At 62.4% G+C, this 26,210-nt stretch carries 20 protein-coding genes and 2 pseudogenes; 13 read left to right on the top strand and 9 right to left on the bottom strand.

The features are described 5' to 3' along the window. Together groEL and H0485_RS19490 are read right to left on the bottom strand one after the other, a co-directional pair. Positions 1-1,278, bottom strand: a 1,278-nt coding sequence (gene groEL / locus H0485_RS19495) for a chaperonin GroEL (RefSeq protein ID WP_226937579.1), incomplete at its 3' end; no start/stop codon positions are given. Positions 1,279-1,413: 135 nt separating this feature from the next. Further along, positions 1,414-1,650, bottom strand: coding sequence for a hypothetical protein (locus H0485_RS19490; protein ID WP_226937578.1), 237 nt, complete (start codon positions 1,648-1,650; stop codon positions 1,414-1,416). A 153-nt stretch (positions 1,651-1,803) separates the two neighbouring features. Here H0485_RS19490 and H0485_RS19485 point away from each other — a divergent pair, with 153 nt between their 5' ends. The 4 genes from H0485_RS19485 to H0485_RS21935 all read left to right on the top strand — a co-directional run bounded on the left by H0485_RS19485 (position 1,804) and on the right by H0485_RS21935 (position 4,657). Further along, entirely contained in the window at positions 1,804-2,538 is a 735-nt protein-coding gene (locus H0485_RS19485; RefSeq protein WP_226937577.1) for a Crp/Fnr family transcriptional regulator, read from the top strand. 415 nt (positions 2,539-2,953) lie between these two features. Further along, positions 2,954-3,229, top strand: a complete 276-nt coding sequence (locus H0485_RS19480; protein WP_226937576.1) for a hypothetical protein — start codon at positions 2,954-2,956, stop codon at positions 3,227-3,229. Then, complete coding sequence (locus tag H0485_RS19475) at positions 3,222-3,533, top strand: hypothetical protein (protein ID WP_226937575.1); 312 nt, start codon at positions 3,222-3,224, stop codon at positions 3,531-3,533. Before H0485_RS19480 ends, H0485_RS19475 begins: the two co-directional genes overlap by 8 nt. Before the next feature lie 236 nt (positions 3,534-3,769). After that, complete coding sequence (locus tag H0485_RS21935) at positions 3,770-4,657, top strand: transglutaminase family protein (RefSeq protein WP_226937574.1); 888 nt, start codon at positions 3,770-3,772, stop codon at positions 4,655-4,657. A 39-nt stretch (positions 4,658-4,696) separates the two neighbouring features. Here H0485_RS21935 and H0485_RS19465 read toward each other — a convergent pair whose 3' ends face one another. Both H0485_RS19465 and H0485_RS21705 read right to left on the bottom strand, forming a co-directional pair. Continuing rightward, complete coding sequence (locus H0485_RS19465; RefSeq protein ID WP_226937573.1) at positions 4,697-13,123, bottom strand: glycoside hydrolase family 94 protein; 8,427 nt, start codon at positions 13,121-13,123, stop codon at positions 4,697-4,699. Continuing rightward, the gene (locus H0485_RS21705) at positions 13,120-13,254 is read right to left on the bottom strand and encodes a hypothetical protein (protein ID WP_101754912.1); all 135 of its coding nucleotides are present in this window, start codon (positions 13,252-13,254) and stop codon (positions 13,120-13,122) included. Before H0485_RS21705 ends, H0485_RS19465 begins: the two co-directional genes overlap by 4 nt. A 1,126-nt stretch (positions 13,255-14,380) precedes the next feature. Between H0485_RS21705 and H0485_RS19460 the strand changes: the two genes are divergently transcribed. Next, the gene (locus tag H0485_RS19460; protein ID WP_226937572.1) at positions 14,381-14,563 is read left to right on the top strand and encodes a hypothetical protein; all 183 of its coding nucleotides are present in this window, start codon (positions 14,381-14,383) and stop codon (positions 14,561-14,563) included. A 190-nt stretch (positions 14,564-14,753) separates the two neighbouring features. Here H0485_RS19460 and H0485_RS19455 read toward each other — a convergent pair. Continuing rightward, a protein-coding gene (locus H0485_RS19455) for an IS5 family transposase (protein ID WP_226937571.1) occupies positions 14,754-15,523 on the bottom strand; the annotation gives its coding sequence in 2 pieces (ribosomal slippage) (positions 14,754-15,187 and positions 15,187-15,523; 771 coding nt in all). Between the two features lie 112 nt (positions 15,524-15,635). Between H0485_RS19455 and H0485_RS19450 the strand changes: the two genes are divergently transcribed. Both H0485_RS19450 and H0485_RS19445 read left to right on the top strand, forming a co-directional pair. Next, on the top strand, positions 15,636-15,842 hold the full coding sequence (locus H0485_RS19450) for a cold-shock protein (protein ID WP_165019864.1): 207 nt from the start codon (positions 15,636-15,638) through the stop codon (positions 15,840-15,842). 111 nt (positions 15,843-15,953) lie between these two features. Then, positions 15,954-16,229, top strand: a pseudogene (locus H0485_RS19445) (DUF982 domain-containing protein). A 98-nt stretch (positions 16,230-16,327) separates the two neighbouring features. Here H0485_RS19445 and H0485_RS19440 read toward each other — a convergent pair. After that, the gene (locus H0485_RS19440; protein ID WP_226937570.1) at positions 16,328-17,365 is read right to left on the bottom strand and encodes a fatty acid desaturase; all 1,038 of its coding nucleotides are present in this window, start codon (positions 17,363-17,365) and stop codon (positions 16,328-16,330) included. Between the two features lie 920 nt (positions 17,366-18,285). Between H0485_RS19440 and H0485_RS19430 the strand changes: the two are divergent. Further along, positions 18,286-19,437, top strand: a pseudogene (locus H0485_RS19430) (type IV secretory system conjugative DNA transfer family protein); the annotation flags it as partial. A 630-nt stretch (positions 19,438-20,067) separates the two neighbouring features. Further along, the gene (locus H0485_RS19425; RefSeq protein ID WP_226937580.1) at positions 20,068-20,469 is read left to right on the top strand and encodes a DUF2177 family protein; all 402 of its coding nucleotides are present in this window, start codon (positions 20,068-20,070) and stop codon (positions 20,467-20,469) included. Here H0485_RS19425 and H0485_RS19420 read toward each other — a convergent pair. Genes H0485_RS19420 through H0485_RS19410 form a run of 3 tightly spaced genes read right to left on the bottom strand, consistent with a single transcriptional unit; the run spans position 20,450 to position 22,444 of the window. Beyond that, positions 20,450-21,199, bottom strand: a complete 750-nt coding sequence (locus tag H0485_RS19420; protein ID WP_226937569.1) for an SDR family NAD(P)-dependent oxidoreductase — start codon at positions 21,197-21,199, stop codon at positions 20,450-20,452. The genes H0485_RS19425 and H0485_RS19420 overlap by 20 nt on opposite strands. 4 nt (positions 21,200-21,203) lie before the next feature. After that, on the bottom strand, positions 21,204-21,839 hold the full coding sequence (locus H0485_RS19415; RefSeq protein WP_226937568.1) for a ChrR family anti-sigma-E factor: 636 nt from the start codon (positions 21,837-21,839) through the stop codon (positions 21,204-21,206). After that, positions 21,836-22,444, bottom strand: a complete 609-nt coding sequence (locus H0485_RS19410; protein ID WP_226937567.1) for a sigma-70 family RNA polymerase sigma factor — start codon at positions 22,442-22,444, stop codon at positions 21,836-21,838. The genes H0485_RS19415 and H0485_RS19410 overlap by 4 nt, the downstream gene beginning before the upstream one ends. A gap of 198 nt (positions 22,445-22,642) precedes the next feature. Between H0485_RS19410 and H0485_RS19405 the strand changes: the two genes are divergently transcribed. The 4 genes from H0485_RS19405 to H0485_RS19390 all read left to right on the top strand — a co-directional run. Continuing rightward, complete coding sequence (locus tag H0485_RS19405) at positions 22,643-23,923, top strand: NAD(P)/FAD-dependent oxidoreductase (protein ID WP_226937566.1); 1,281 nt, start codon at positions 22,643-22,645, stop codon at positions 23,921-23,923. Positions 23,924-23,926: 3 nt separating this feature from the next. Further along, the gene (locus H0485_RS19400) at positions 23,927-24,706 is read left to right on the top strand and encodes a DUF1365 domain-containing protein (protein ID WP_226937565.1); all 780 of its coding nucleotides are present in this window, start codon (positions 23,927-23,929) and stop codon (positions 24,704-24,706) included. Beyond that, entirely contained in the window at positions 24,706-25,866 is a 1,161-nt protein-coding gene (locus H0485_RS19395; RefSeq protein ID WP_226937564.1) for an SAM-dependent methyltransferase, read from the top strand. Before H0485_RS19400 ends, H0485_RS19395 begins: the two co-directional genes overlap by 1 nt. Beyond that, positions 25,863-26,210, top strand: a 348-nt coding sequence (locus H0485_RS19390; protein WP_226937563.1) for a deoxyribodipyrimidine photo-lyase, incomplete at its 3' end; no start/stop codon positions are given. The genes H0485_RS19395 and H0485_RS19390, both read left to right, overlap by 4 nt.

Genomic DNA, 26,210 nt, shown 5'->3' with positions numbered 1-26,210 from the left:
GTCGCAACGTCCGGGAATGGTTTGCCGCCCGCAACCAGTTCGCCATAATGTTCGGCGAGCGCTTCGCCGCTTGAGTATCTGAAACCGCATGGACCGGCCCAGATACACAGACTTCAGGACAGTCCCGGAAGCGGCGACGTTGCCTGTGGCGACGCCGCCCGAAAGGCGTGCCAGCCGCTCCTGCATCTTTCCCTTCTCGTAATCCGACGCTTCATCCTCGATCTGCCCGCGGATCTGGCCGATGCGAGACGCGATTGCGGCCTTGTCGCCCTGACCGCCGATCAAGGTCGTGGCGTCCTTGCCGACGAGGATTTTCTTCGCCGTGCCCAGCCGCGCCATCGTCACATCTTCAAGCCGCGTTCCCAGATCGGCCGAGATCACCTCGCCGCCCGTCAGAATGGCGAGATCTTCCAGCATGGCTTTGCGGCCATCGCCGAAGCCGGGGGTCTTGACCGCCGCAACCTTCAGATCAGCGCGGAGCTTGTTGACGACCAGCATCGCAAGCGCCTCGCCTTCGATACCTTCCGCAACGATCAGCAGCGCTTTGTCGGCCTCCAGCACCTCCTCAAGCAACGACAGCATCGGCTTGAGCGCCGATAACCTGCTGTCGAGCAGCAGGATGACGCAGTCCTCGAGTTCCACGGTCATCTTTTGCGCGTTGGTGATGAAGTAGGGGCTGAGATAGCCGCGATCGAACTGCATGCCTTCGACGACTTCTGTCGTTGTCTCGATGCCTTTTGCGTCCTCGACGGTGATGACACCTTCCTTGCCGACCCGCTCCATCGCATCCGCGATCTGTCGGCCGATGGCGGCATCGCCATTCGCCGAGATCATTCCGACCCGCGCGATTTCATCACTGTCGCGAACTGGCCGCGACATGTCCCTGATGCCCGTGACGGCAGCCTTTACAGCCTTGTCGATGCCGCGTTTCAGATCCATCGGATTCATGCCGGCTGCCACCGCCTTCATGCCTTCCCTGACGATGGCCTGCGCAAGGACGGTGGCGGTCGTCGTGCCATCTCCGGCCTCGTCGTTGGTGCGGGTCGCAACTTCACGAACCAGCCGGGCGCCCATGTTCCCGAACCTGTCCGCAAGCTCGATCTCTTGCGCAACGGTCACGCCGTCCTTGGTGATACGCGGAGCACCAAAGTCCCGGCCCAGGATGACATTGCGCCCCTTCGGGCCGAGGGTGATCCTGACCGTATCGGCGAGGATATCGATCCCTTTCACCATGCGACTGCGGGCTTCAGTGCCGAAGAGAACGTTTTTCGCAGACATGTCGGTCGCTCCTGAAAATTGGCAATGTGGAAGCAGGGCAATAGTCCTGCGAAAAAGGGCGTGACCGATCCCGATGTGCTGCCCTCTGCTGATGGCCGCCGTTTCGGGATCGCTCTGGCCTGAGAGAGCGCAGTGCTAAGGTCGGCCGGACGGGCTTATCCCGGCCATGATCCCGTTGATCAGGCTGGCTACGCTTTGATGCATCTGCATCTCTGTTGCATCGCCCGCCGCATTCTCATGTGCCGCGGCTGCATCGCGGAGCACACCTGCAATCTCGCGTTCGGGCAGAAGTTTGTGGTCATTGATGGCGAGCAGGAGGGCCTCGCAGATGGAAAGTGCTGCCATTCCTGCATGATCTGTCTGGCCGGGCATCGCGAGGCGTCCTTTTGGTATAGAAGAGGATCAGGACAGGGGCAGAATCCTGATGAGCTGCATCACCCTGACAGGAAGTTCTGTCGGCCGGACTGATCCAGAGCAGCCTGCCCGACTGCCTGTCGTGAGTTCCGCACCAACCGGGAGAAGCTGTTGAATCCTATTGAGAGCAGTCCGCTGACCCGGAAACTGTCGACCTTCGTGGCCTTGTCGGATGTCGATCTGGAGACACTTGCGCGCTTTCACCGGCGGCGCAGAACCTTCCTCGCGGGGCATGAGATGATGCACGAGGGCCAGTCGAACGCTTCGGCCTACATTCTGGCCGAAGGCTGGGCCTGTTCCTACAAGATGCTGCCCGATGGCGGACGGCAGGTCATCAACTTCCAGATTCCCGGTGATTTTCTGGGTTTGCGCAGCATCCTGTTCCGGACGTCAGACCTCAGCCTCGAGGCGCTGACGGATATCGAAGCCTCCGAGGTCTTCGCCCCGGATATCCTCGGCGCCTTTGCGGAAGCGCCCCGGCTTGCCACCGCCGTTCTCTGGGCATCATCCCGAGACGAAGCGATGATGGTCGAGCATCTGGTCAATCTCGGGCGGCGCTCAGCGGTGGAGCGGATGGCGCATCTGCTCATGGAACTCGGGGCACGGCTGAACCATGTGGGGATCGGCGACAGGACGGGATTCTCCTGTCCCCTGACCCAGTATCATCTGGCCGATGCCCTTGGTCTGAGCGCCATTCACGTCAACCGGGTGCTGCGGCAGTTGCGCGAGGACGGGCTGGTCACGTTCCGGCAAGGCAAGGTGACCTTCAACAATTTCGAGGGCCTTCAGGCATTGGCGGGTTTCGACACCGGCTATATGGATCATGCAGGGCCGTTGCTGCGTTGACCCGCCTGTAACGACCATTGAGGACGCAGGCCTTGCCGCCCTTGTCGCCCTGACAAGCGAGGCTGCACAATCCGCACGCCGGATATCGTCGGTTGCGGGCTCCGCAGCCTCGCTGGAACTTGTTACGACCTGCTGACTGGCTCCCCGTCAGCGCCTTTCCGTATAACGGTGTCCTGGAGCGGCTGACTGATCCAGGTTTGCATGGGCCGATATTTAGCATGCCAGCGCATTCCGGGGAGCCGGAAGTGCGACGGTCGCATCCATTTTTGAGTCAGGCATAATTCAGAGCGGACGCTAACACCGATCAGCCCCGGCGGCGGACGATGATCGTATGGTCAGAACGCTGCCGTGTCGCCGCGCCGAAGCGAAGGCGTCACACGCGGACAAGTTTTTCAGACCTGATCGGAGGCTACAGATGAACATCCGCTCATCCAGGAAGCAGGTGACTTTCGCGCATCCTTTCACCTTGTCAGGCTACGCCGATCTGCTGCCCGCCGGAAATTATGATGTCCTCGTCGAGGAAGAGCTTCTGCAGGGGTTGAGCTTTGAGGCCTACCGCAGGACCTCGACCCATATGATTGTCACAGGACAGGCTGGTCGGGCGGAGATGCGACCGATCACTGAGAAAGACCTTGATGCCGCGATCGGGCGAGATCAGGCCGCACCTCAGCCCGGGGCGCAGAATGAGTGATGATCCGGTCAGCCTTGATGCCCGGCGCAGCACCGAAGGACAGATGGCGACGGATTTTCGCCGTCATGCTCTCAGGGAGTTCGAAGCCGATCAGGAGGCCCTGCGCAAACGCCAGGAGGAGCTTGAAGCGCAACTTCTCGCCGAGCCATCGATGACGTGGATCGAGGCAGCAGTGAAAGCCCAATACCTGATCCGTCGCTACGCAGAGACTGCGGAAGCACGGGACGCCCGTAAACAGAAACTGATCCAGCGCGCCCTCGGGGATCTGGCGCGATTGATCGGAAGCGAGCCGAAAAAAGCGTGAGAGATTCCCTGCCTGACGATAACGATCTGCAACGCGCCCTTGCGGATGCACCAAGGGAACGATCCTGCCTGCGATGCCAGACGATGTTCTGGAGCGAAGGATTCGGCGAGCGCATATGCAAACGCTGCAAAGGGTCTCATTCGTGGAAGAATGCCGTCCCCGTTTCCCCGGGCTTTTCGCGAAAGTCCTGAAAAACATCATCTGTGGGCATAGCGGCGGGCGAAAGCAGGATACACGTGGTCTTTCTCGAAACGGTTCATACAACCACCTACCGATATCGAAGCGACGTCTTCCTCGGACCGCATCGCATGATGCTTCGGCCGCGCGAGTCCCGGGACTTGCACCTCCTTTCCCACGACGTTTCCCTGTCTCCGGCTGCGGAACTGTCATGGGCGAATGACGTCTCGGGAAACGTGATCACCACGGCCACGTTTTTGCAGCCAACCGCCTGCTTGCGGATCGAGAGCCGCGCGAGGATCGAATTGACGGCTTCGCCCTCGCCAGGATTCGCCATTGCGCCCGCCGCGATGCGCTGGCCGTTCCTTTACTCCGGTGACGACTGGACTGACCTCGGTGCGCTGGCCATGCCACAATATCCCGATCCTGAAGGTCATTTCTCACGCTGGGTCGAGGGGTTTGTCTACGGCTGGCGCACCGACACCCTATCCCTGCTGATGGATATCAGCGACGGTATATCCGACCGCATTTCCTATCAGAGCCGGGAGACCGAAGGCACGCAATCGCCGCTTGAAACCCTGCACCGTGGCTGGGGGTCGTGCAGGGATTTCGCGGTCATGCTGGCGGAAGCGGCAAGGATACTCAAGTTTGGCGCACGTATCGTGTCCGGATATCTGTTCGATCCCCGTGAAAGCCTTGTCGGATCCACGGGGCCGGGTTCGACCCATGCCTGGGCCGAAATCTATGTACCCGGCGCGGGCTGGATCACCTTCGATCCGACCAACCGGAGTGTTGGTGCGAGGAATCTGATCCCGGTGGCCGTGGCACGCGATGTGCGCCAGATCGTCCCGGTTTCGGGCAGCTTCATCGGCAACAGTGATGCACTTATCGAAATGGCGGTCAGTGTCACCGTGACTGCGGGGAGCTTGGACCAGGTCCCATCGTAACGTGGTGCTGTTTGGCGGCCCGAACCGGGTTGTGGGCGGTCACACGGACTGAGGTGGGATATGCAACCGAACCAAGTGCTGCGCGCCGTCCAAAAGCACGCGTGTGTCGTTGTCCTTCGAATGGATGAAACCTTCGGAAGCAGTGTGGCCCTGCGTAACCCGGATATCGATGGCGGTGCCGGCCACCTGCACCGTTGCGGAGAAGCCAGGCCAATGCGCCGGCAGGCACGGTGCGATCCGCACATGGTCGCCCTCGCGCCGAATGCCGAGAATTCCCTCGACCGCAGCGCGATACATCCAGGCCGCAGCCCCGGTGTACCATGTCCAGCCGCCCCGTCCTTCATGCGGGCCGACTGAATAGACATCCGCCGCCACGACATAAGGCTCGACCTTGTATCTTCCGGCGTCTTCCGCGGTCAGCGCATGGTTGATTGGATTCAGCATCGCGAACAGGCGCACCGCGCCGTCACCGTCGCCAAGCTTCGCCCGTGCCAGTATTGCCCACATCGCGGCATGGCTGTATTGCCCACCATTTTCGCGCAGACCGGGGGGATAGCCCGCAATATATCCGGGATCGGGGCCGAAGCCGACGGCCGCATTGTCAAAGGGCGGGGTGAACAGCAGCGCAATTCCCGGATCGGGGCGGATCAGATGCCGTTCGACCGAGGCCATGGCTGCCGCGGCGCGGGCCGGATCAGCCTGACCTGACAAGATCGCCCAGCTTTGCGCGATCGAGTCGATCCGGCACGCGGTTCCCGCGGCCGAGCCAAGCCAGGTCCCATCGTCGAAGGTGGCGCGGCGATACCATTCCCCGTCCCAAGCTTCACGCTCCAGCGCCGCGCGAAGGTCGGTAGCACGCGCCTGCCAGCGCACGGCGCGCGCTGGATCGCGAACCTCGGCCATGGGAATGAAGCGGCTAATCGTATCGAGCAGCAGCCAGCCGAGCCAGACGCTCTCGCCGCGCCCCGCCTCACCAACCCGGTTCATGCCGTCATTCCAGTCGCCGGTGCCGATCAGCGGCAGGCCGAGCGCACCTGTCAGCGCGATGGTGCGTTCGAGGCCAAGCGCGCAATGCTGCCAGAGCGTCGCATCGGTTCCCGATAGCTCGGGCTGGAAGAAGGCGTCATGCTGGCCCGATGCCAGTAAAGCTCCGTCAATGAACGGAACCCGCTCGTCAAGCACCAGGCTGTCGCCTGTCACCGCAACATATTCCGCGGCGGCGTAGGCCAGCCATACGCAATCATCCGATATTCGCGTGCGCACGCCCTGGCCCGAATGCGGCAACCACCAGTGCTGCACATCGCCCTCGGGGAATTGCCGCCCGGCGGCGCGCAACAAATGGCTGCGGACTCGGTCGGGCTGCGACAGGGTCAGCGCCATGCCATCCTGCAACTGGTCACGGAACCCATAGGCCCCACTGGCTTGATAGAAGCCGGCGCGCGCCTGAACGCGGCAGGCCAGAGTCTGGTACTGCAGCCAGCCATTGACCATGACATCCATCGCACGATCCGGCGTTTCGATCTGCACGGTTGCGAGCACTGCCTCCCAATGCGCTTCGACCTCGGCCAGCGCGGCATCAAGATCAGTCCTGCCCAGGCGGCAGATCAGGGTTCTTGCGTCTTCGACGGAGACCGTCTGGCCAAGGAAGTGGTCAATGACGATCTGAGCACCCGGCGCCAGCTCTACCTTGCGTTCCAGAGCCATGCAGGGATCGAGGCCTGATCCGGCACGACCCGCCAGCGGTTGTCCGAGGCTGACCGCCAGTGGAATGGTGCGTGCGCCGCCCCGGCCCAGAAACCCGGTGCGGTCGGCGGTGAACCCGCTTTGAGCGCCGGCCAGGTCGACGAACATCACCCGGTCAGGAAAGGCCGCGTTCCACGGATTACGGGCAAAGAGCGCGCCGGTCTCACCGTCGCGTTCGGTGGTCAGGAACGGCGCCGACCCCGCGCGTGACGGGCCCATCACCGGCTCGGCATAGCTGATCACAGTCAGCCGCCGGGGCTGGGCGGACAGGTTGCGCAGGGTCAGGCGCGAAATTTTTACTGGATCCGCGAGCGGCACGAATTGCAGCAGGTCAAGGCAGATCCCCCCCGCCTGGTGCTGAAACCGGCTGTAGCCAAAGCCATGACGCGCGATGTGACGCCCCGCCTGGCGCAAAGGAGCAAAGGTGGGCGAGAATACCTCGCCCGTTGCATCGTCGCGGATGTAGAACGCCTCTCCCGTCGGATCGGCCACTGCATCATTCGACCAAGGTGTCAGGCGGTTCTCTCGGCTGTTCCCGGCCCAGGTGCTGGTGCTGCCTGTGGCCGAGACGTGAAAGCCAAGGCTGTCATTGGCGATGACATTGATCCAGGGCGCCGGTGTCGGGATGCTGCCGTCGAGGATCGTAACATATTCTCGGCCCTGCCGCGCAAAGCCGCCGATGCCGTTGAAGAACTCCAGTTCTTCGACCGCTGGTGGGCTGGCCGTGGCAGAGATTTGCCGCGCCCGTGTCGCCGGGGGCGCCTCTTCGCCAGTATCATCTGCCAGGATTGCAGCGATCTGTTCGGCCAGGGTGCCGCGCCGCGCCACCAGATGCACCCGCGCCACCGAGATCAGCAGCGACCGCGCCTCGGGCGAGATCAGATCGGCGCGCAGGGCATGTGTTTGCCCACCTCCACCGCCATCCGGCGCCCGCGAGCCCCTCAGCGCCGCCTCGATCCCCGTTTGCAGGCCCTGAATATAGGAGGCGGGATGCTCGTTGAGGATTACCAGATCCACCGCCAGGCCTTTGCCACGCCAATATTCCTGCGCCAGCAGCATCTCATGCACCCGCGCGATGTCGGCGGCATCGTCGATGCGCAGCAGCACGATGGGCAGATCGCCCGAGACGCCCATCGGCCAAAGTGCAGATTGCTTGCCTGCGCCCGTGGCGACAAGATCGGCACGCGCCCGGAAACGCATGTCCGAACAGAGGATCGGCGCGGTGAGGCGCTGGAAGCCGGCTGCCTGCACCGGTGTGATCGCGAGATGGCGAAGCTGAACCTGTGCCTGGGTCCAGGCGAGTGTTCTTGCCCTATCAAAGGCATTGCGGTCATGGTGTCGGTCGATCAGGTCGGTGAGCGCATCGCGGGTCGGCGCGACCACTGTCCAGAACGCGAGTTTCACGGTGCCGCCTGCCGGGATCCTGACCCGCTGACGCAGCGCAAAGACCGGGTCCAGCACAGTGCCGACCCCTCCCTCCAAACGGCTCCCCGCGATCAGAGCCTGCGCCGAGGACAGGTCATTGTCGCGCCCGACAAAAGCAGCGCGGTCGGTCTCGAATTCCATCGCCGCGGAAAGCTCACCCTCCACCACCAGAAAATGGGCCGCCCAGACCGGGGTTTCATCAGGGGAACGCGGCCTGCGGGTCGCGATGACCGCGCCGAACTCCGGCAGGTATTCGGTCTGCACGAACATCCGGGCAAAGGCGGGATGCGCTGCATCCGCAGCCGGTGTGGTCAGGGCCAACTCGGCATAGGATGTCAGCTCTACCTCTCGCGGACGGCGGGACGTGGAAGTGATCGCAACCCGGCGCACTTCGGCATCATCCTCGCCCGAAACGAGCACATCCATCACTGAAGACAGAGTGCCCTGCCTGCGTGAGAAGCCGACGCGGTCCTCAAAGAACTGCACCTCGCGCTGGTCGTCGTCTGCCGCGCCCTCGACGGAATGCAGCTGGCCGCCCTGTAGATCGCGTAGCCAGATCCGCGTGCCGCCGGTGTCACGCGTGGCATCCGCCTGCCATCGCGTAAGGGCGATGTCGCCCCAACGGCTATAGCCGCCGCCGGTTGCTGTCAGCATCACCGCATAACTGCCGTTCGACAGGATATGGGCGACCGGCGGCCCCTGTGGGGTGCCTTCGATCAGCGCCATCCGCTGCATGTCCAGCGCGCTCGGGCTGTCGGGCACCGCCACGGCTTCAAGGCGCGGCGTCACGGCGGGGATGTCGCGCGGGATGCGTTCCTGCAAGATAAGCTCGGTCGCGCGGATCATCGGCTCGGCATGGAAATGCGCCCGCATGCGACCAGACTGCAGGACATTTGCGATGGCGACGATGGTCATGCCCTGATGATGCGCCATATAGCTGCGAACCACGGCAACGGTTTCGCCTTCGGGCAGCCGCGAGGCCGTGAAATCCAGCGCCTCATGAAACCCGTAGCGACCACGGCCCCCAGCCGCCGCCAGCGCGGCATAGTTGCGGTGGGCCTCGGCCGGGGCGAACATCGCCGCAAGCCCGGTCGCATAGGGCGCCACCACCAGATCGGTGGCAAGGCCGCGTTTCAGCCCCATTCCCGGGATCCCGAAGGTGGAGTACTGGTAATTCATATCCAGATCGCGGGCGTTGAAGCCGGATTCCGATATGCCCCAGGGGACTCCATGCCGACGGCCATAGGCGCGCTGCCCGGCCACAACCTGCCGGTTGGTCTGATCGAGCAGGCTGCCCGATGGCTCCTCCATCACCAATGCCGGCATCAGATATTCGAACATCGAGCCGGACCAGGATACCAGCACCGACCCGCCGCGCGCGGGCGTGGCGGATCGGCCCAGCCGGAACCAGTGGCGCACCGGCACATCGCCCTTTGCGATGGCGAACAGACTGGCCAGCCGCGCCTCGGAGGCCAGAAGGTCATAGCAGCTCTCGTCGAGGGCATTGTCGTTGCGGGACCAGCCGATCGACAGAAGCTTGCGGTCTGGATCGAAGAGAAAGGCGAAATCCATCGCCAGAGCCATGGCCCGCGCCTGCGCCGCCAATGCGTGCAGGCGCGGCGGCAGCGCGGCGGGATCATAGGGATGAGCATTGCGTGCGCATTGATCGCACAGGGCCTGCAACCATTCGCGAAGATCATTGGCAAATGGTTCGTTCGCCAATGCCGCCTTGGCCTTTACGGCCAGACGAAGGATGGCGGGCCAGGCGACGCTTTCGCCGGGCATGAGTATTGCAGCCTCCAACCCGTCCAGGAGGCCGCTGATGGGCACTCCGCCGCCATTTTGTGACTGCCGGGCAAGTTGGAGTGTATCGACAAGGCCCGCGCGTTGGGTCTTGTTGTCCGGCCAGCCTTCATCGCTTGCCCAGCTTTCGCAGGCGTTTGCCAGAGCGATCAGATGCCCCGCCAGATTTCCGCTGTCGACCGAAGAGACATAGGCCGGGTTGAGCACCTGCCCATCTGCCGTCCCATACCAGTTGTAGAAATGCCCTTTATGCTTCGGCAGTTTTTGCATCGTGGCAAGGGTCGCCTCCAACCTTTCTGTCGCCTCGACGGTTCCGATCCAGCCGAAATCGCGGGCGGCCACGCAGGACAGCAGATAGAGGCCCATATTCGTGGGCGAGGTGCGGGCCGCAGTCAGCGGCACCGGAACTTCCTGATGGTTGTCGGGTGGCAGATGGCTGTGATCCGCCGTCACGAATGTCTCGAAATAGCGCCAGGTCGCGCGGGCGATCATGCGCAGGTCACGCGCGGCATCGGGGGACAGGGTGTTCTGTTGCGGGCCGGCAGATGGACGGCTGATCCGGAATGCGATGAACGGCGCACAAACCCACAACGCCGCAAACGGCAGCGCCAGCGGGGCCGCAGCAGGCGCCAGTGTCACGGCGCCGGCCACAAGAAATGTTCCCAACCCCATCCCGCCGGCCATGAAAAGTGAAAGGCTCCAAAGCCCGGGCCGCGCCCGGCCAGATGCCTGGGCTGCAGTTGTCCACTCCAGAAGATGGCGGCGAGAGACACCGGTCCGCCACAGACTGCGCAGAATGGCATCTATCATGCGCCATGCGGAATCGGCGAGAAAAGTCACAGCCAGCCCGACCCGCAAGCCCGCAATACCCAGATCCCCCGCCGACTGGCGCAGATGGCTGGAGGTGTGCAAGCCTGCCCGGCGCGGGATCAGCCCAAGGATCGTTGGCCAGACCTCAGGCAACGCCAGCGCGGCCAACAGCAGCAGCGTGGCGCTCAGCTCAGCCTCTCCCGGCAGCAACCACCCGAGCGTCAGCGCCGCGAGCATGGACGGAGCGATCAGCGAGCGGCGCAGCGTATCGGCCATCTTGACCCGTCCCAGCACCGGCACGCCGGGAGCAAAAAGCCAGCGCAAAAGCTGCCAGTCGCCCCGCGTCCAGCGATGTTGGCGGCGGGCGGCGACGTCAACGCGGCCGGGAAAGGCCTCGATCAGTTCGACATCCGAGGCCAGACCCGCGCGGGAGAAAATGCCCTCCAGCAGATCATGGCTCAGCAGGGTGTTGTCGGGAACTCGCCCCCGCATCGCCGCCTCGAAGGCGTCGACGTCATAGATACCCTTGCCGGTAAAAGACCCCTCGCCGAACAGATCCTGCCACAGGTCCGAGGCCGCCGAGGCATAGGGATCCATCCCGCCCGGCCCTGCGGTCGCCCTTTGATAGAGCGTGGCGGGCATGCCTGGCTCCAGCGATGGGGTGACACGAGGTTGCAGGATACCGTAGCCGCTGGTCACCCGGCCCAATGCGGAATCAAAGATCGGACGGTTCAGCGGATGGGCGATCTTGCCGATCAGACGCGCCGCCGTGTCGCGCGGCATCCGCGTGTCGGCATCCAGGGTGATGACGTAGCGCACATCGGCAGGAACAACGGGCACGCGCCCATCGGCTTCTCGGAACCCCGTATCCGTTGCCCCCCGTAACAAGAGGTTCAATTCGTGCAGCTTGCCGCGCTTGCGCTCCCACCCCATCCAGACGCCCTCGGACGCATTGAACTGCCTGGGGCGGTGCAGGTGCAGGAACCGCGGACCCGCCGGACCAGGTGGATGGCGGCGGTTCAGAGCCGCGACGCCCTCTGTCGCCTGTTCCAGCAGCGCCGCATCGCCCGGCATGACCTCATGCGGGGCGTCGACGTTGTCCGTCAGCAGGACGAAGGTCAGATCACCGCCCGCCCCGGAGAGGTGATGGACCTCTAACGCCTCTATTTGTGCGCGCAGATCATCATCGCCAGACACCAAGACCGGGACCGCGACAACCGTACGAAACTCGGACGGCACGCCTGCCCTCAGATCGAGGCCCGGCAATAAGGTTGCACCGATACCGCCGCCCAAGATGCGGTCCACCAGCATCACCGCAACGCCGCTGGCCGGCAGCACCATGGCCAGAAGCCAGAGAGCCCCGACAACTCCACCCGTGATCCACATGACGCACAGCGATAGCAAGACTAGCGTCAGAACCGCGATAGCGCCGAGATAGCCACGCAGGCCCGCTGCGATCCCCCATCTGCGAAACCTCAGATGGATAGGGGGGCGAAAGCCGATCTCCTGTTCAAAGGCCGGTCTTCCTGCCGCGATCAACGACCAACCAGGATCCGCCCGCATGGTCCCTGCGGGCGCTGCCGATGCCCGTCGGCATGCCAAAGCGACGACTTCTCCCTCGCTCAGTGCAACACCGCGCGCAAGATCCTCGACCCCACTGCGGTAAAGATTGCGACTGGGAAAATCCATTGCCGCATAGCCGGGATAGTCGCGCAAATCAGCCTCGACCAGGCTGACGCTTTCAAAGAGATCAGACCAGTCGGTCGCGGAAATTCTGCGCATCGCGGTGATGACATTGCGCAGAGTGACGTTCGAGGCGCCCTGTCGTTCCTGTGCGTGGCGGACGACAGTGTCGATATTCGTTCCCTGCGTCGCCAGAGTCTCCTCAAGCCAGCCGAGCGCGGGATTGGTGCGCGGATCGCGGTCGCGCATGCGTTTGGCCAGTTGGGCGGCGAACACCTCGGACAGCGGGCGTCCGGCGAGGCGTGCCACTTCGGGCAACAAGGCGGTGTGTGCCTGACCCGGGGCACAGATGCGATCAGCAAGGCTGTTGGCATCGAGCCGGTCAGCGCGCCCCATCGTCATCTGATCCGCCAGCCGGCGCAGGTTCTCGATCAGAACGATGCGCATGGTGATGGCAACGGCCCAGAGCTCGCCGATCGTCAGCGGCTGCACCGTTTGATATGCGACGAGGTAACGGCGCAGGATGTCCGGATCGAAATGGCTGTCGGTATGGGCCACGAATGCCCAGGTCACGCCGTAGACGCGTGGGTATCCTGCGAATGGACCATCCGCCAGTTTTGGCAGAAGACGATAATACCCTTCGGGAAGATCGGTGCGAACTTCCCGGATCTGCGCCTCGACGAGGTGGTAATTGTCCAGAAGCCAGGTCGCGGCGGGCACCACTTCGCGCCCGGCTGCAACTTCACTGGCGCTGGCGCGCCACGCCGTAAGCAACACCTTTGCATTGTCGTCCAGCCGGCGGCGCAATGTCCGGACCCTTTTTGTCCGTTCAGCCACCGGCTGCGCAGAAGCCAGCGAGATCGCGTGCTGCTCAAGCCGCTCGGCGCTGAAAAGTTCTGCGCGAACAGGTGCCGTATCCGCCCAGGGGTGACCCGGCACGACATCACGGGTCGTCATCCCGGCAGAAATACGTTCGACCGCCGCTCCGAGGCGGCCGCTCAACCCTTTTTCTTCTTCGGCGCTGCAGCGGGTGCCAGTGCGCCTTTTTCGAACAGAGGCGCCGCTACTGGGGCAGCCTTGACCTGTTTGGGCTTCTTCGCCTCACGATTTCCGCGTTTATTTCCCTTGGCCATATAGTTATCCTTTGATTTACGGACCGCAAAGCGGGGCGTGATTATTCAGCCCACGCGCGATGCGAAGGGGCTGAGAAGGTTTCGAACCAGCGATCACATTCACTCACTCAGGGAGTGCCAGTAATTTTTGGATAGCAAGGCAACGACGTCGGGCGGAGCTTTCTCGACGCCAGATCAACCTGTGACATGAGAATGATGGAAGAGGACCTTAATAGCAACCCTTTTGGATGAGCGTTACAGCGGCTGAAGCGAAAGGCTCTCATAAGTTGTCATTATATCATGCGGTTAGAGTGGCTTCGGGTTGGGTTTGATAATTAATTTATTGTAATGCCTTGATTTTCTGAAACGACTGCTTACTTTGATAAAAGCACAGCTTGCCCGGGTGAACGGCCGGGTGACTGCGCGATTTATCTCATTCGTGAGAAATCTCCGTGGAATTCTCTTATCTCACATCGGCTTTTGCCGGTGTGGTTTTGCAGTTCAGTTCTGCAAAAACGGCATGGAGCGGAGGTTGATTTGACTGCCAAAAAAAGGAAGCAAGAAGTTCTTCGCGCGTCTCCCAGAGAGAACCTCATGGACCGAACCACAGTCGCTGCGCGAGACATCGTCGAAGCGGAATCCCGAAAACGCCATGAATTGACTCAGTCACTTCGCGCTGCCCGTCTGGCAAAGGAGGAAGAGCTATCTGCGGACCCTCCACAGAAGCGAAAGCCCCGTCCCTGAGAGGCCGCCATCGATGGCTTCGGCATCGTCAGCAACAAGTAAACACTTAAAATAATGGGGGATTTGATGCGAAAATCGAACAGACACTGCGCGCCAGTACTCGCGAGTTCCGCTGGCAACACCAATGAAAATACAGACTCAAGAACATGTTCAGCGCGTGAAGAAAAATCCATCGAGGTCGATTCCTCTGGTGGCGGGGCGATGCTGCCATATGTCCGGCTGCACAAGCTGATCCAGGAATAGAAAACCGCCTCGCAATGGCGGTTAAGATTCCCGTGTGAATTGGTGGGACAAGGCGATGCTAATTTACAGCTCGTCCGCACCCATCAAGAAATAGTAGCCGGGAAGGTAAAGCGGCGGAGCCAGCTCCGCCGCTTTGCTTTGCAAATAAGGAGAAAGTGATATGGGATATTCGACGCCTAAAACGCCGTTCAACCTGGCCGAATTTCTGAGCCAGAAATCAGCGCCGCGATCCTATCGGAAACCCGTCTGGGGAAGAAAACCGGCGTCGAAGCCGGCGGAGGAAGAGCATGCAAACGCTGATACAGACCCGGAAAAACGGGTGAAGGAAGAACCGGGCGACTGAAGTGATCCACAAAAACGCCCGGCTTTCGCAACAGGTCTGAGTTATTTATTGGGGCGCCCAGATACCCCTCGTAATTTCAAGCTCCTTACCCTATATGGGATGATCATATGTTTTTTTCGGACCTGCTCCTTTCGGCTCAGCATTCGATCTTCAGCTTTGCCGGGCTGCTAGGGTCCAGACTCATTGATTTTCAAAGCCAGAACATGACTGTGGCGGCGAGGGCGACGGCGGACAGGAAGGTCTTTGCGCATCTGTCATAGCGGGTTGCGATCCTGCGCCAGTCCTTCAGGCGACCGAACATGATCTCGATGCGGTTGCGGCGGCGATACCGGCGCTTGTCGTAGCGGACAGCTTTGCTGCGGGACTTCCGACCAGGGATGCATGGACGTATCCCCTTGTCTATCAAAGCATCTCGGAACCAGTCTGCATCGTAGCCCCGGTCTGCCAACAGCCATTCCGCTTTCGGTAAACTGCCCAGCAAGGCTGCAGCTCCGGTGTAGTCGTTGACCTGCCCTGCCGTCATGAAGAACTTCAGGGGTCGTCCCTTGGCGTCGGTGACGGCATGCAGCTTGGTATTGAAGCCACCCTTCGTGCGCCCAATCAGACGCCCGCGCTGGTCATCGGGCCCCCCTTTTTCGCCCGCAGGCTTGAGGCCGTGCGATGCGCTTTCAGGTAGGTCGCGTCGATCATGACGACTTTCTCTTCGCCGCCTTCGGAGGCCAGCCCCTCCATCATCCGAGCGAAGACGCCCATGTCACCCCACCGCTTCCAGCGATTGTAGATGGTCTTGGGCGGGCCATACTCCCGAGGAGCGTCACACCATCTCAACCCATTGCGGTTGATGAAAATTATCCCACTCAAGACCCGCAGATCATCAACTCGTGGCTTCCCATGGCTCTTCGGAAAGAACGGTCGAAGTCGCTCCATCTGCTCATCGGTCAGCCAGAAAAGGTTGTTCATGATCGCCCCCATCAGTTCGGGAGCTTGAAGCACCCACGCCCAGCAGCCTCAAGTCGATTAATAGGTCCTGACCCTACGTCGTGTGAGCAGCATCTTGAAAAGGAATGTCACGATGGCCAATGGCAACGTGAAATGGTTCAACGCTACCAAGGGCTTCGGCTTTATTGCCCCCGAAGGTGGAGCCAAGGACGTCTTCGTCCATGTCACCGCGCTGGAACGCGCAGGGCTGCGTGGCCTCGAAGACGGTCAGGCTGTCTCGTTCGACATCGAGCGCGACCGCAATGGCCGCGAATCGGCTACGAATCTTACGCTCGCCTGAGCCCAGGCAGCTTTACTGCGGGTGGGATCGGCACTGTCCGAACCCGTCCGTACTCCTGAACCGGATGCACATGGTGAATGTGCCGGTTCTCTTCTCCCTGAAAGAGTTGACTTGATAGAAATCCACTGGGGGGAACCCCTGTCCTTTGTCATGTCGCCGGAAGGCGACGTGCAGAAATTCAGTACCATCGAGCAGGCAAGATACTGACTGTCCAGAAAATGGCCGGTGTCAGATGACGCTCGCGAACGTGCGCTGCATCATCTTGATGCTGCCATGGACTGCCTGGGCTCGGTCGGAACCGCGCGCCGTGCCTTCATCGCCGCCGCTCGCAGCGCTGGCTTCGTCCCCGAGGATCTGATTGCCCTTTCTCGCCGTCAGGCCGCTTGAGTTAGGGCCTGCGTGCGCGGCGACCGGGTTTCTTTCTGCAGGACCAGCCCCGGTTGTCTTCGGCCGAGACAGAGTGTCGGCCTTGTCGCTGGTCAAGACTACAGGCCGGATCTTGCGCGAACCTCGGCAAAGGACACCAGTCTGCCCTCTGTCTCATCCCAAAGATGCAGCCGCACCGTCGCAAGGCTTTCGCCAATGGTAAGGCGTTGCGCCTCTGCCAGTTCGCGGTGATCGCGGAGGACTTCGGGCAACCGATAGAACGGAATCCGGGAATAGAGGTGATGCACATGGTGGATGCCGATGTTCCCGGACAGCCATTGCAGCGGCTGCGGCAGCACATAATGTGAACTGCCCTCGAGCGCCGCATGATGCAGCTGCCACTGCTCCCCGCGAGACCAATGGGTCTCTTCGAACTGGTGCTGGACGTAGAACAGCCAGACCCCGATCGTCGCCGCCACGACAGAGGTGGGAAGGAAGATCAGCAGCACCGGCATCAGCCCGCCGAACCAGATCATCAACCCTAGGGCTATGCCGATCATCGCATTGGTGCCCATGGCCGAGGTCCAGTAGCGCCAGCCGGCGTTCATAAGGCCCATGGGCAGCCGGTTTTGCAGGATGAACAGATAGCTCGGCCCCAGCAGGAACATCACGACCGGGTGGCGATACAGCCGATACATCAGGCGACCGACGGCCGAGCGTGCCCGGTACTCATCGATGGTCAGTGTCAGCACATCCCCGATACCGCGCTGATCGAGGTCTCCATGATGTGCGTGATGGATCGAATGGGTGCGCTTCCAGACGGCATAGGGCGTCAGGGTCAGAACACCGAGGGTACGACCGATCCAGTCCTGCGCCTTTCTGTTGGTCAGAAACGACCCATGTCCGCAGTCGTGCTGGATGACGAAGATCCTGACAAGGAATGCCCCGTTCAGAAGCGCCACGGACAGCGCCAGCCATGCGCTTACGGAAAGCGCCGCCCAGGCCAGCACCCAGAGAGCGACGAACGGCACCAGCGTCGCCGCCAGTTCGAAAAGGCTGCGCGCCGACATCGGGTCGCGATACCGCGCCAGGGTGCTGAGCCAGGCGCGCGCGTTGCGGGGAGGCGCGTTTCCGAGCCGACCGGTTTGATCTGTCATCTTTGCCTGTACATTTTCTCTCCGACACAATGAGGGAGAGATTTCCGGCCCTGGCAAAAAGCCATTACATCAGCGGTTTGTTCAGGCTCCTAGCCGTTAGCGGGCATGGGTTAGGTTTTCAACCGGCAATTCATACAGTGATTTGGTCTGAGCGTCCGTATCGCTACCTCTTGGTCGCTTGTCTGTTGCGGCGCAAGACGAACGGCAGCTTCTAGGAATGCGGCAATGCAGCATATGTCGAGCTCGAGCGGCGGCTATGGGCCGACTCTTTCGTCGCGCGTTCGCTAAGAAATGCCATATTGCGGATCACTACTGCCGCGGTGAGGCGCCCGGTGCTATAAGATGGTCCAAATGAAGCATTGAGCGGATTTTGGCGTCTCCGGGCTTAGCCGGGACCGGGTTCAGGTCCTGACGGACGGAAGCCACCGTCGCCGTCTTCCCCCCGTCGGGCATAGATCCCTGACGCATGGCCCGCCTGAGGTGGGGCGCGCTGATTGATGTACCGCGGCGATCGCGCCGAGGCTACGGGCCTGTCTCGATCAACGTGAGAGGTCGAGAGGGGGCCGGAACGGGCAGGTTCCGGGCGGTTGAGAGAGAGCGCTGTCCGGGGCAGTCCCGCGTTCCGCTCTCCCGAGGATCTCCCAGATGAACGACCTGTCCCCCGCGACCACGGCGCAAGCGCCGGTCGCGCCCTCTCCTGTTTTGTCCGCGCCCTGCATTCTGGCTGCAGCGCAGGCGCTTCTCCCGCATCTCGAACGCGGCCAGCGCATCGACAGCACGATGCTGCGCGGTGCCATGGAAACCGCTTTCGGCGCCTCAGACGCTTCCGGCCTCTGGGACTGGAAAGACGCCTACGAGGCCTGCGAAGTCGCCACGATACTGTTCCTGCGCAAGTTTGGCCGTGTGCTGTTCCGCAAAGCGTGCTCGACGTCAAGGGCGAGAACTTCCGTGAGACCTCGCGGTTCAGGTCGTCGACCGGAGACAAGGTGTTCCGTTTCGCACCCACCGATTGGGAACGGCCGACGCATCGCTACAACCCGCTGGCCCGAATCGCGGCCCTGAAGAACCCCGACCGCCAGCAGATGGAACTGAAACTGACCGCCAAGCTCTTCCTGCAGACCGACAACGAAAAGCTCAGCGGCCTGCTCGCCGGCGGGATCGATCTTTTCGTAGCGGCAGGGCTGCTGGCCTTCGAGCGTGGCAACCCGACCATCGGTGAGATCTACCGCATCACGGCGTCGGGTGGAAACAAGCAGTTGGAGTTCCTGAAGCGGGCAGAGGAGGTGAAGAACCCATCGGCCAAGCTGATCTTCGAGCGCATGGCTTCGACCAACAACGACACGTTGACCTCTTACCTCTCACTCCTGATGACCTCCGGTCTTGATACCTGGGACAACCGGGCGATTGACGCCGCCACAGCGACCTCGGATTTTTCGTTCCGAGACATCCGCCGGCAGCCGCATGCGATTTATCTGGTGGTGGAATCTGAGATGGTTGGGCCGCTGGCACCATTGATCCGGCTGTTCTTCTCGGATCTGATCGCCTCGCTGCAGGCCGCTGAACCCGGAAAGGATGAGCCCTGGCCGGTGATGATCATGCTTGATGAGTTTGATCGGCTCGGAAAGATGCCGATTGTGGCGGAAAGCATCAAGACGCTGCGCTCCTATGGCGGCAACCTCGCCATCGTCACCCAGACCATTCCGGCGTTGGATGAGATTTACGGCGAGAACACCCGCCGCTCTCTGCAAGGCGGGGCAGGGGTGAAACTCTATCTGACCCCATCCGACCAAAAGACCATCGAGGAACTGAGCCAAGCGGTCGGCAAGACGACCAAGCGGGTGATCACGCGGTCTCGCTCGGTGGGACGTAACCCGTTCGAGGGCCGCAGCGTCACCGAGCGTACAGAGGAAACTCCGCTCCTCAATGAGGATGAGGCGCGGCGGCTGGATCTGGAGGAGGTGATCCTGGTGGTCGATGCCCAGATGCCGATCCGGGCACGGCGCGTCAAATACTATGAGGATCCGGCCCTGAAGGTGATCCATGCCGGGCAGAAGGGGGATCTTCCTTATCCGGATGCCGAAAAGCGGCAATACGATGCAAGGTTGAATGAAGCAGAAGCGGCGGTTGCGAAGCTGGCGCAGCAGTTGCAGGCCGTGCAGCAGGCTGGGGCACGAGGGCAAGGATCAGGCTCCTCGCTCGACCCGAAACCGATATTGCGAGCACCAGCCCGGCGTGGAACGCTGGCTCTCGCGCCAGAGCCGATCAGTTTGGACCTTTCCGCGCTTGGGCAGACTGAGAAAAGCCGCCTTGCGGTTCAGAAAGCTGTCGTCACGACCGCAGAGATCATCGCTGGACATGGAGGCTTGGGAGCCACTGACTAAACCCGATCGAGTTCAGAGCATGCCTTCTTTGACGGGTCCGAAGCGTCAGCAGTTTCGGCCCTTACCCGCCGGTCGGCCCCTGCCGATGCTGCATGGCCGCATTCCCGGAAGTCGACATTCGATTAGCACAGCAGCGAAGTAGCACATCCTATGACCTTGCCAGAGTTTGTTCACCCAGACTGATCCGGCGCGCGGGTTCAGGCGTATAGAATAACAAAGACAAGCACACGACGCGCAGAAACACCGAAAGCCCCACCAGCGCGAAGCTGCGCATCTGCACTTTGCCGCGCGATGGAGCCGCAACACGAAAGGTTCCCCATGCTGAATGTGATTTTGCTCTACACGGTAACGGCGACAGTCTTCCTAGGGCTCGACATGCTGGGCATCCGCTACATCGTGCGCCCGGTGTTCGAGCCGCATATCGGACATCTGTTCGCCTCGCCCTTGCGGCTGGGACCGGCGGCGGTGTTCTACCTGTTCTATGTCGCCGGGCTTTTGCTGTTCGTCTCCTGGCCCGCGTTGAAGGCGGGGGCGCCAATGCAGGCGCTTTGGTTTGGGGCGCTCCTTGGCGCGATGTGCTATGGCACCTATGAAATGACGAATTATGCCACCCTGGCAGATTGGTCCTGGCAGCAGGTTGTGGTGGACGGGCTTTGGGGCACGTTCCTTACCAGCTTTGCCGCTTGGGCGGGGGTGGCGGCGCTCAGCGGTCGGGTTTCCTGACCGCAAGACGCGCTGTCAGGCGCAGCGAGAGCGCGTAGGGCAGCAATCTCAGCACCTTCATCGCGAGCGTAAAGCGCTTTGGGAAATGCAACTCGAAGGCGCGTGTCCGCAGCCCGCGGATCACGGCCTGTGCCGCCTCTTCGGGCGTGATGATCGCAGGCATGGTGAAGGCGTTCTTATCCGTCAGCCTTGTGCTGACGAAACCGGGGCAGACCAGCCGCACATCTACGCGGGGGGCTAACTCGACCCGCAGGCTCTCGGCCAGATTGTTCACCGCCGCCTTGGTCGCGCTGTAGGGCTGGCCTCCCGGCAATCCCAGATAGCCCGCGACAGATCCGAACAACACAAGCTGCCCGCCATTGCGGATCAGCGGCGGGGTCAGGCGCGCGACATCAAAGCTGCCAAGAAGGTTCACCGCGACCAGACGCGCTGTCGCCTCGCGGTCGAGGTCGGCAACCAGCCCCGGATCGTAAAGCGCTGCAGTGCAGATCATCACATCTAGACTGCCCGGCGTGATCCCGGCACAGGCCGCCGCAAGCGCTCCCGGCGTCGCAAGGTCGAGAGGCAGAACCTGCGCCCCGCCGCAGTCTGTGGCCAGCGCCCCGAGCGCGGTCGCGTTGCGCGCCGACAGGATTAGTGTCGCGCCTTCTTGTGCCAAGGCGCGGGCGAGGGCCGCGCCGATCCCTTCGCTCGCCCCGACGATCCAGACGGTTTTGCCCCTGAACCCCATCGGCTCAGATCCGGAACAGCGGTTGCAGCAGGCGCGGGATCATCGCGCGGAACCGCAAAGGCGCATCGGTTGCGGCCAGACAGATGCAGGGGCCTTCTATTCCGGCGACAGGCTGGTGATCGACCTCATCGCCCGCGGTTTCGACATCGCCGGCACCAAAACGCCCCTCGCTGTCGGAGAAGCTGCCTTGCAGGACCAACGTCAGCTCCAGCCCGCCATGACTGTGCTCGGGCACAGCCCGGCCCGCCGGGATGTAAAGGAGGCGCAACGACCCTTCCCGATCCGCCGAGAGGATCTGCTGGCGGATACCGCCTCCCAGCATCCGCCATTTCGGTGGCTGACCGTTCAGCGCCTGCATTACTGGCGCCGGAAAGATGCCCGAACGTGCAATCGCGGCTGGTGGCGGCGGAGTGTCATCCATCGCTGCCAGTAGCCGGTCTTTTGCCCCTGCGCTCATGGCGCGCGGAATCACCCGGTCGAGAAGCGCGCCGCCCAGCATCTCGGCGGCTTCAGCACGCGCCCGGCAGGTATCGCAAAGCGACAGATGCGCCGCAACGACGACAGAAAACGCATGCGGCAGATTGCCAGTGACATGGGCGTCGAGCAGATCGTCGGAAATGTGATGCGTGATCGTGGTCATGGCTGCCTCAGATCTTTCAGGTCGCGCCGCAGTCGTTCCAACCCCAGCCGGATCCGGGACTTGATCGTGCCCAGCGGTAGGCCGGTCATCTCGCTGATGCGGCTGTGCGGCAGATCCTCGAAATAGGCCTGTTCCAGCACCTTTGCCTGATCGGGCGACAATGCCTCCAGCGCGCGGCGCAAAAGTGTGGCCTCCTGCCCAAGCGCAAGGATCTGCGGCGCATCGGGCTCCGATCCTTCGGGTTCGGCCAACGGATCGGGTTCGGGCGGCGGCTTGCGGCGGGCGAGGTCAATGCGGCGGTTGCGGGCGATGCGGTAGATCCAGGCGCTGGCCTCGGCGCGGTGCGGGTCGAACTGCGTGGCCTTGTGCCAGACCGTCAGCATGACATCCTGGACGACATCCTCGGCGCTGCCATCGCGCAAGCCGCCCCGGATCAGCATGGCCTTAAGCCTTGGGCCGAAATGGTCGAAGAGTTGCATGAAGGCCGAGCGGTCGCGGCGGTCGCGCACTGCAAGCAGCCAGAGCGTCTGCTCTGTCAGGCTGGTCTTCTCATCGGACAAAAAGCCGTTCTCCTCAGATGCCAGTCGCGCATCGCCATGAAGCATTGCGCCGCTGCTCTCGGGTGGCGCTATCACATTCTGGCTGCTGCTGTCATCTTGCATCATGGAGCGGAATACGTCGCAGCGCACGGATCAGATCACCGCGTCACAAAATTTTCCGATACCGGAGATTTTTACACCGGGTGATGATCTGTTGTCCCTGGGGTTGCGTATTCCTCACCGACAGGACCGAAGGAGACCGCCTTGCCCTTTGACGCATCCCGCGGCGCACCGCAGAAGATCGCCATTATCGGCGGCGGCATTTCCGGCCTGTCTTCGGCCTGGCTGCTGTCGCGCCACCATCAGATCACGCTCTATGAGGCGGCCCCGAGGTTGGGCGGCCATGCTCGTACCGTGATGGCCGGGCGGCGGGGCGATGTGGCGGTCGATACCGGCTTTATCGTCTTCAATTACGCCAATTACCCGCATCTGACGGCGATGTTTCGCGATCTGGATGTCCCGGTGCAGCGCAGCGATATGAGCTTTGGGGTCTCGCTGGATCATGGCCGCCTGGAATATGCGCTGCGCTCGCTGGATGCGGTTTTCGCGCAGCGGTCGAACCTGTTGCGGCCGGGCTTTCACCGGATGATCCGCGACATCCTGCGCTTCAACGCGCAGGCCCAGGCTGCGGCGCGGGGCCGTCCCGATCTGACCATCGACCAGTTAGTCCGGGACTTGGGCCTCGGCGCGCGGTTTCGCGACCAGTATCTCTATCCGATCTGTGGCGCGATCTGGTCAACACCTGCCCGCCAGATCGGTGCCTTCCCGGCCGAGGCGCTTTTGCGCTTCATGTCCAATCATGCGCTGATGTCGCGCGGTGGCCAGCACCAATGGTGGACCGTTTCGGGAGGCAGCATCACCTATGTCAATCGGCTCACCGAGCGGTTGGCGACTGCCGGGGTCAGCCTGCGGCCAGCGACCCCAGTCCGCGCGGTGACACGGGGCGAAATGGGTGTAAGGGTCCAGACGGACGGCACCTCTGAGACCTTCGACCACTTGGTGCTGGCCTGCCATGCCGATCAGGCGCTGGCTTTGCTGCGCGACCCCTCGGCGGCAGAGGCCACCGCCTTGGGTGCGGTAAAATTCCAGGACAACCGCGCCGTGCTCCATGCGGATCCGCGCGTGATGCCGACCCGCCGCAAATGCTGGAGCGCATGGGTCTACCGCGATGATGACCCGGCTTCGGGCAAACCGGTGGGCGCCACCTATTGGATGAACCGGCTGCAGACGCTGCCCGAGGGGGACCCGCTTTTTGTCTCGCTCAATCCCGGCGCGGTCATCGACCCGGCGCTGATCTATGATGAGACGGTCTTCCGCCACCCGGTTTTCGACCATGCCGCGCTGAATGCCCAGACCGCCTTGCGGGGGATGCAGGGCCAGCGGCAGACTTGGTTTGCAGGGGCCTGGCTGCGCAATGGCTTCCATGAGGACGGATTTGCCAGCGCCATGCGGATTGCCCGGCAGCTCTCGCCCGCTACGGTCTGAAGGATGGGCGATCTTGTATCCAGTCTGACCGGGGGAGAAGTGCTGCATCTGACGGCGGATGTCAGCCATGCCAGACGCGGTGCCCTGCGCCACGCCTTTCGCTACCGCGTGGATTATCTGCTGCTGTCGCCCGAGGTTGTCCGTCCGCAGGGCCTGTTCCGGCTGGGCCGTATGGGACTTTTCAGCTTTCACCAGCCAGATCATGGCGGCAGGCGCAAGGCGGGTGAGGGGGCGGCCTGGGCTTGGGCGGCGCTGGAACAGGCGGGGCTGACACGCGATGACACAATGACCCTCGCGCTGATGGTGCAGCCACGTTTTCTCGGCTTCTGGTTCAATCCGGTAAGCTTCTGGATGGTGTTGCGCGGCCCTGATCTGCTGGCGGTGATTGCCGAGGTGAACAATACTTTCGGACAGCGTCATTCCTATCTGTGTCACCATGACGGTTTCGCGCCAATCCGGCCCGAAGACCGGCTGAGCACTGAAAAGCTGTTCCATGTCTCGCCTTTTCAGGATGTTGCGGGCGGATACGAGTTCCGTTTCACAGTGAACAACGACAGGGTTGCGATATTGATCCGGCAGATCAACGGAGCGGAGGGTCTGGTCGCCACCCTGCAAGCGATACCCCGCACCCTCCGCCAGCCCGCGCTGCTTGCCGCCGCTTTGCGCCGTCCGGGCGGGGCGCTGAGGATTGTGGCCCTGATCTACTGGCAGGCCTTGCGCCTGCGCCTGAAGGGCGCCGCCTATCGCCGCCTGCCTGTGCCCCCGAATGAGGAAATCAGCTGATGAGCCTGCTTAGAAACCGCTTCCTCGCCTCGCTTGAGGGCATCCGCCATGGGCGTCTCTCCCTGACCACCCCCGAAGGCCACCACCACCAGTTCGGAACCCACGGCTCCGAGGCCGCGATCCATATCACCGATTGGGCCATGCTGTCTGCGCTGGCGCAGCGCGGCGATGTCGGATTTGGTGAGAGCTATATCGCCGGTCATTGGGACAGCCCGGATCTGGAGGCGCTCCTGGTACTTGCGCTTCGCAACCTTGACCATCTCGGCGGGCACGGCAGGCAGGGGCTGCTGGCCGGTCTGCGCTTTCGCCTGACCGACCGGCTGCGTGCCAATTCGCTGACGGGGTCGTCGCGTAATATCCGCGCCCATTATGATGTTGGGAATGAGTTCTACCAGCTCTGGCTCGACCCGGGGATGAGCTACTCCTCGGCGCTGTTTGAGGGCACAGATGATCTGGAGGCCGCACAGGCCCGGAAGAACAACCGCATCCTGTCATGTCTCGCCCCCGGAGAGCGGATCCTGGAGATCGGCTGCGGCTGGGGCGGCTTTGCCGAGGCTGCCGCCAATACCGGCCGCCATGTTACCGGGCTGACGCTCTCGCCTTCGCAAAAGGGCTATGCCGATGCGCGGTTGGACGGCCGTGCCGAGATCCGGTTGCAGGACTATCGCCATGCGGGTGGGAAATACGACAATATCGTCTCGGTCGAAATGATCGAGGCGGTGGGCGAACGCTACTGGCCCACCTATTTCGCCACGCTGAAAGCCCGCCTCGCGCCCGGAGGCCGCGCGGTTTTACAGGCGATCACCGTCTCGGACGCGGAATTCTCGGTCTATCGCAAACGATCCGACTTCATCCGTCAGCATATCTTTCCGGGCGGCATGCTGCCCAGCCCGGCGATCCTTGCGCATCAGGGAACAAAGGCCGGGCTGGCGCTGCGCGGCAGTTTCTCCTTTGGGCAAGACTATGCCCGCACCTGCCGGATCTGGGCCGCCCGCATGGCCGAGGCCGCGCCGCGCCTCCACCGCTTTGGCTATGACGCGGCCTTCCTGCGCGGCTGGCGCTATTACCTTGAGGGCTGCGCCGCGACTTTCGCGACGGGGCGGACGGATGTGGTGCAGGTGGAATACAGTCACGCCAATGAGCTGGCGATATCAGCATGACCATACCCGCAATCCTCTGGCTCTGCCGCGACTTCCGCTTTGATGACAATGTGGCGCTTTCGGCGGCTTGCGCCGATGGTCCTGTCCTGCCGGTCTTCATTTTGGATGCGGCGACCCGAGCGCAAGGCTCGGCCAGCCGCTGGCGGCTGGGGCGGGCGCTTGCTGCCTTTGATGCCGCCTGGGCAGCCCGGACAGGTGAACATATCACCGTGCTGGAGGGCAGTGTCGCAAAGTTTCTGGTTTCTTCGACGACCTTTGATATGCCATTGTTTTCGGGCAGTTGGGGAGAGGCTCGGGGCGTGATCGAGTTCAAGGGCGTGCATTATCCGAAGTCGGTGATCCTT

It is taken from the genome of Pseudogemmobacter faecipullorum (genome assembly GCF_020539525.1).
GTDB classification, from domain to species: domain Bacteria; phylum Pseudomonadota; class Alphaproteobacteria; order Rhodobacterales; family Rhodobacteraceae; genus Pseudogemmobacter; species Pseudogemmobacter faecipullorum.
This window is presented reverse-complemented; position numbering and strand designations above follow the sequence as displayed.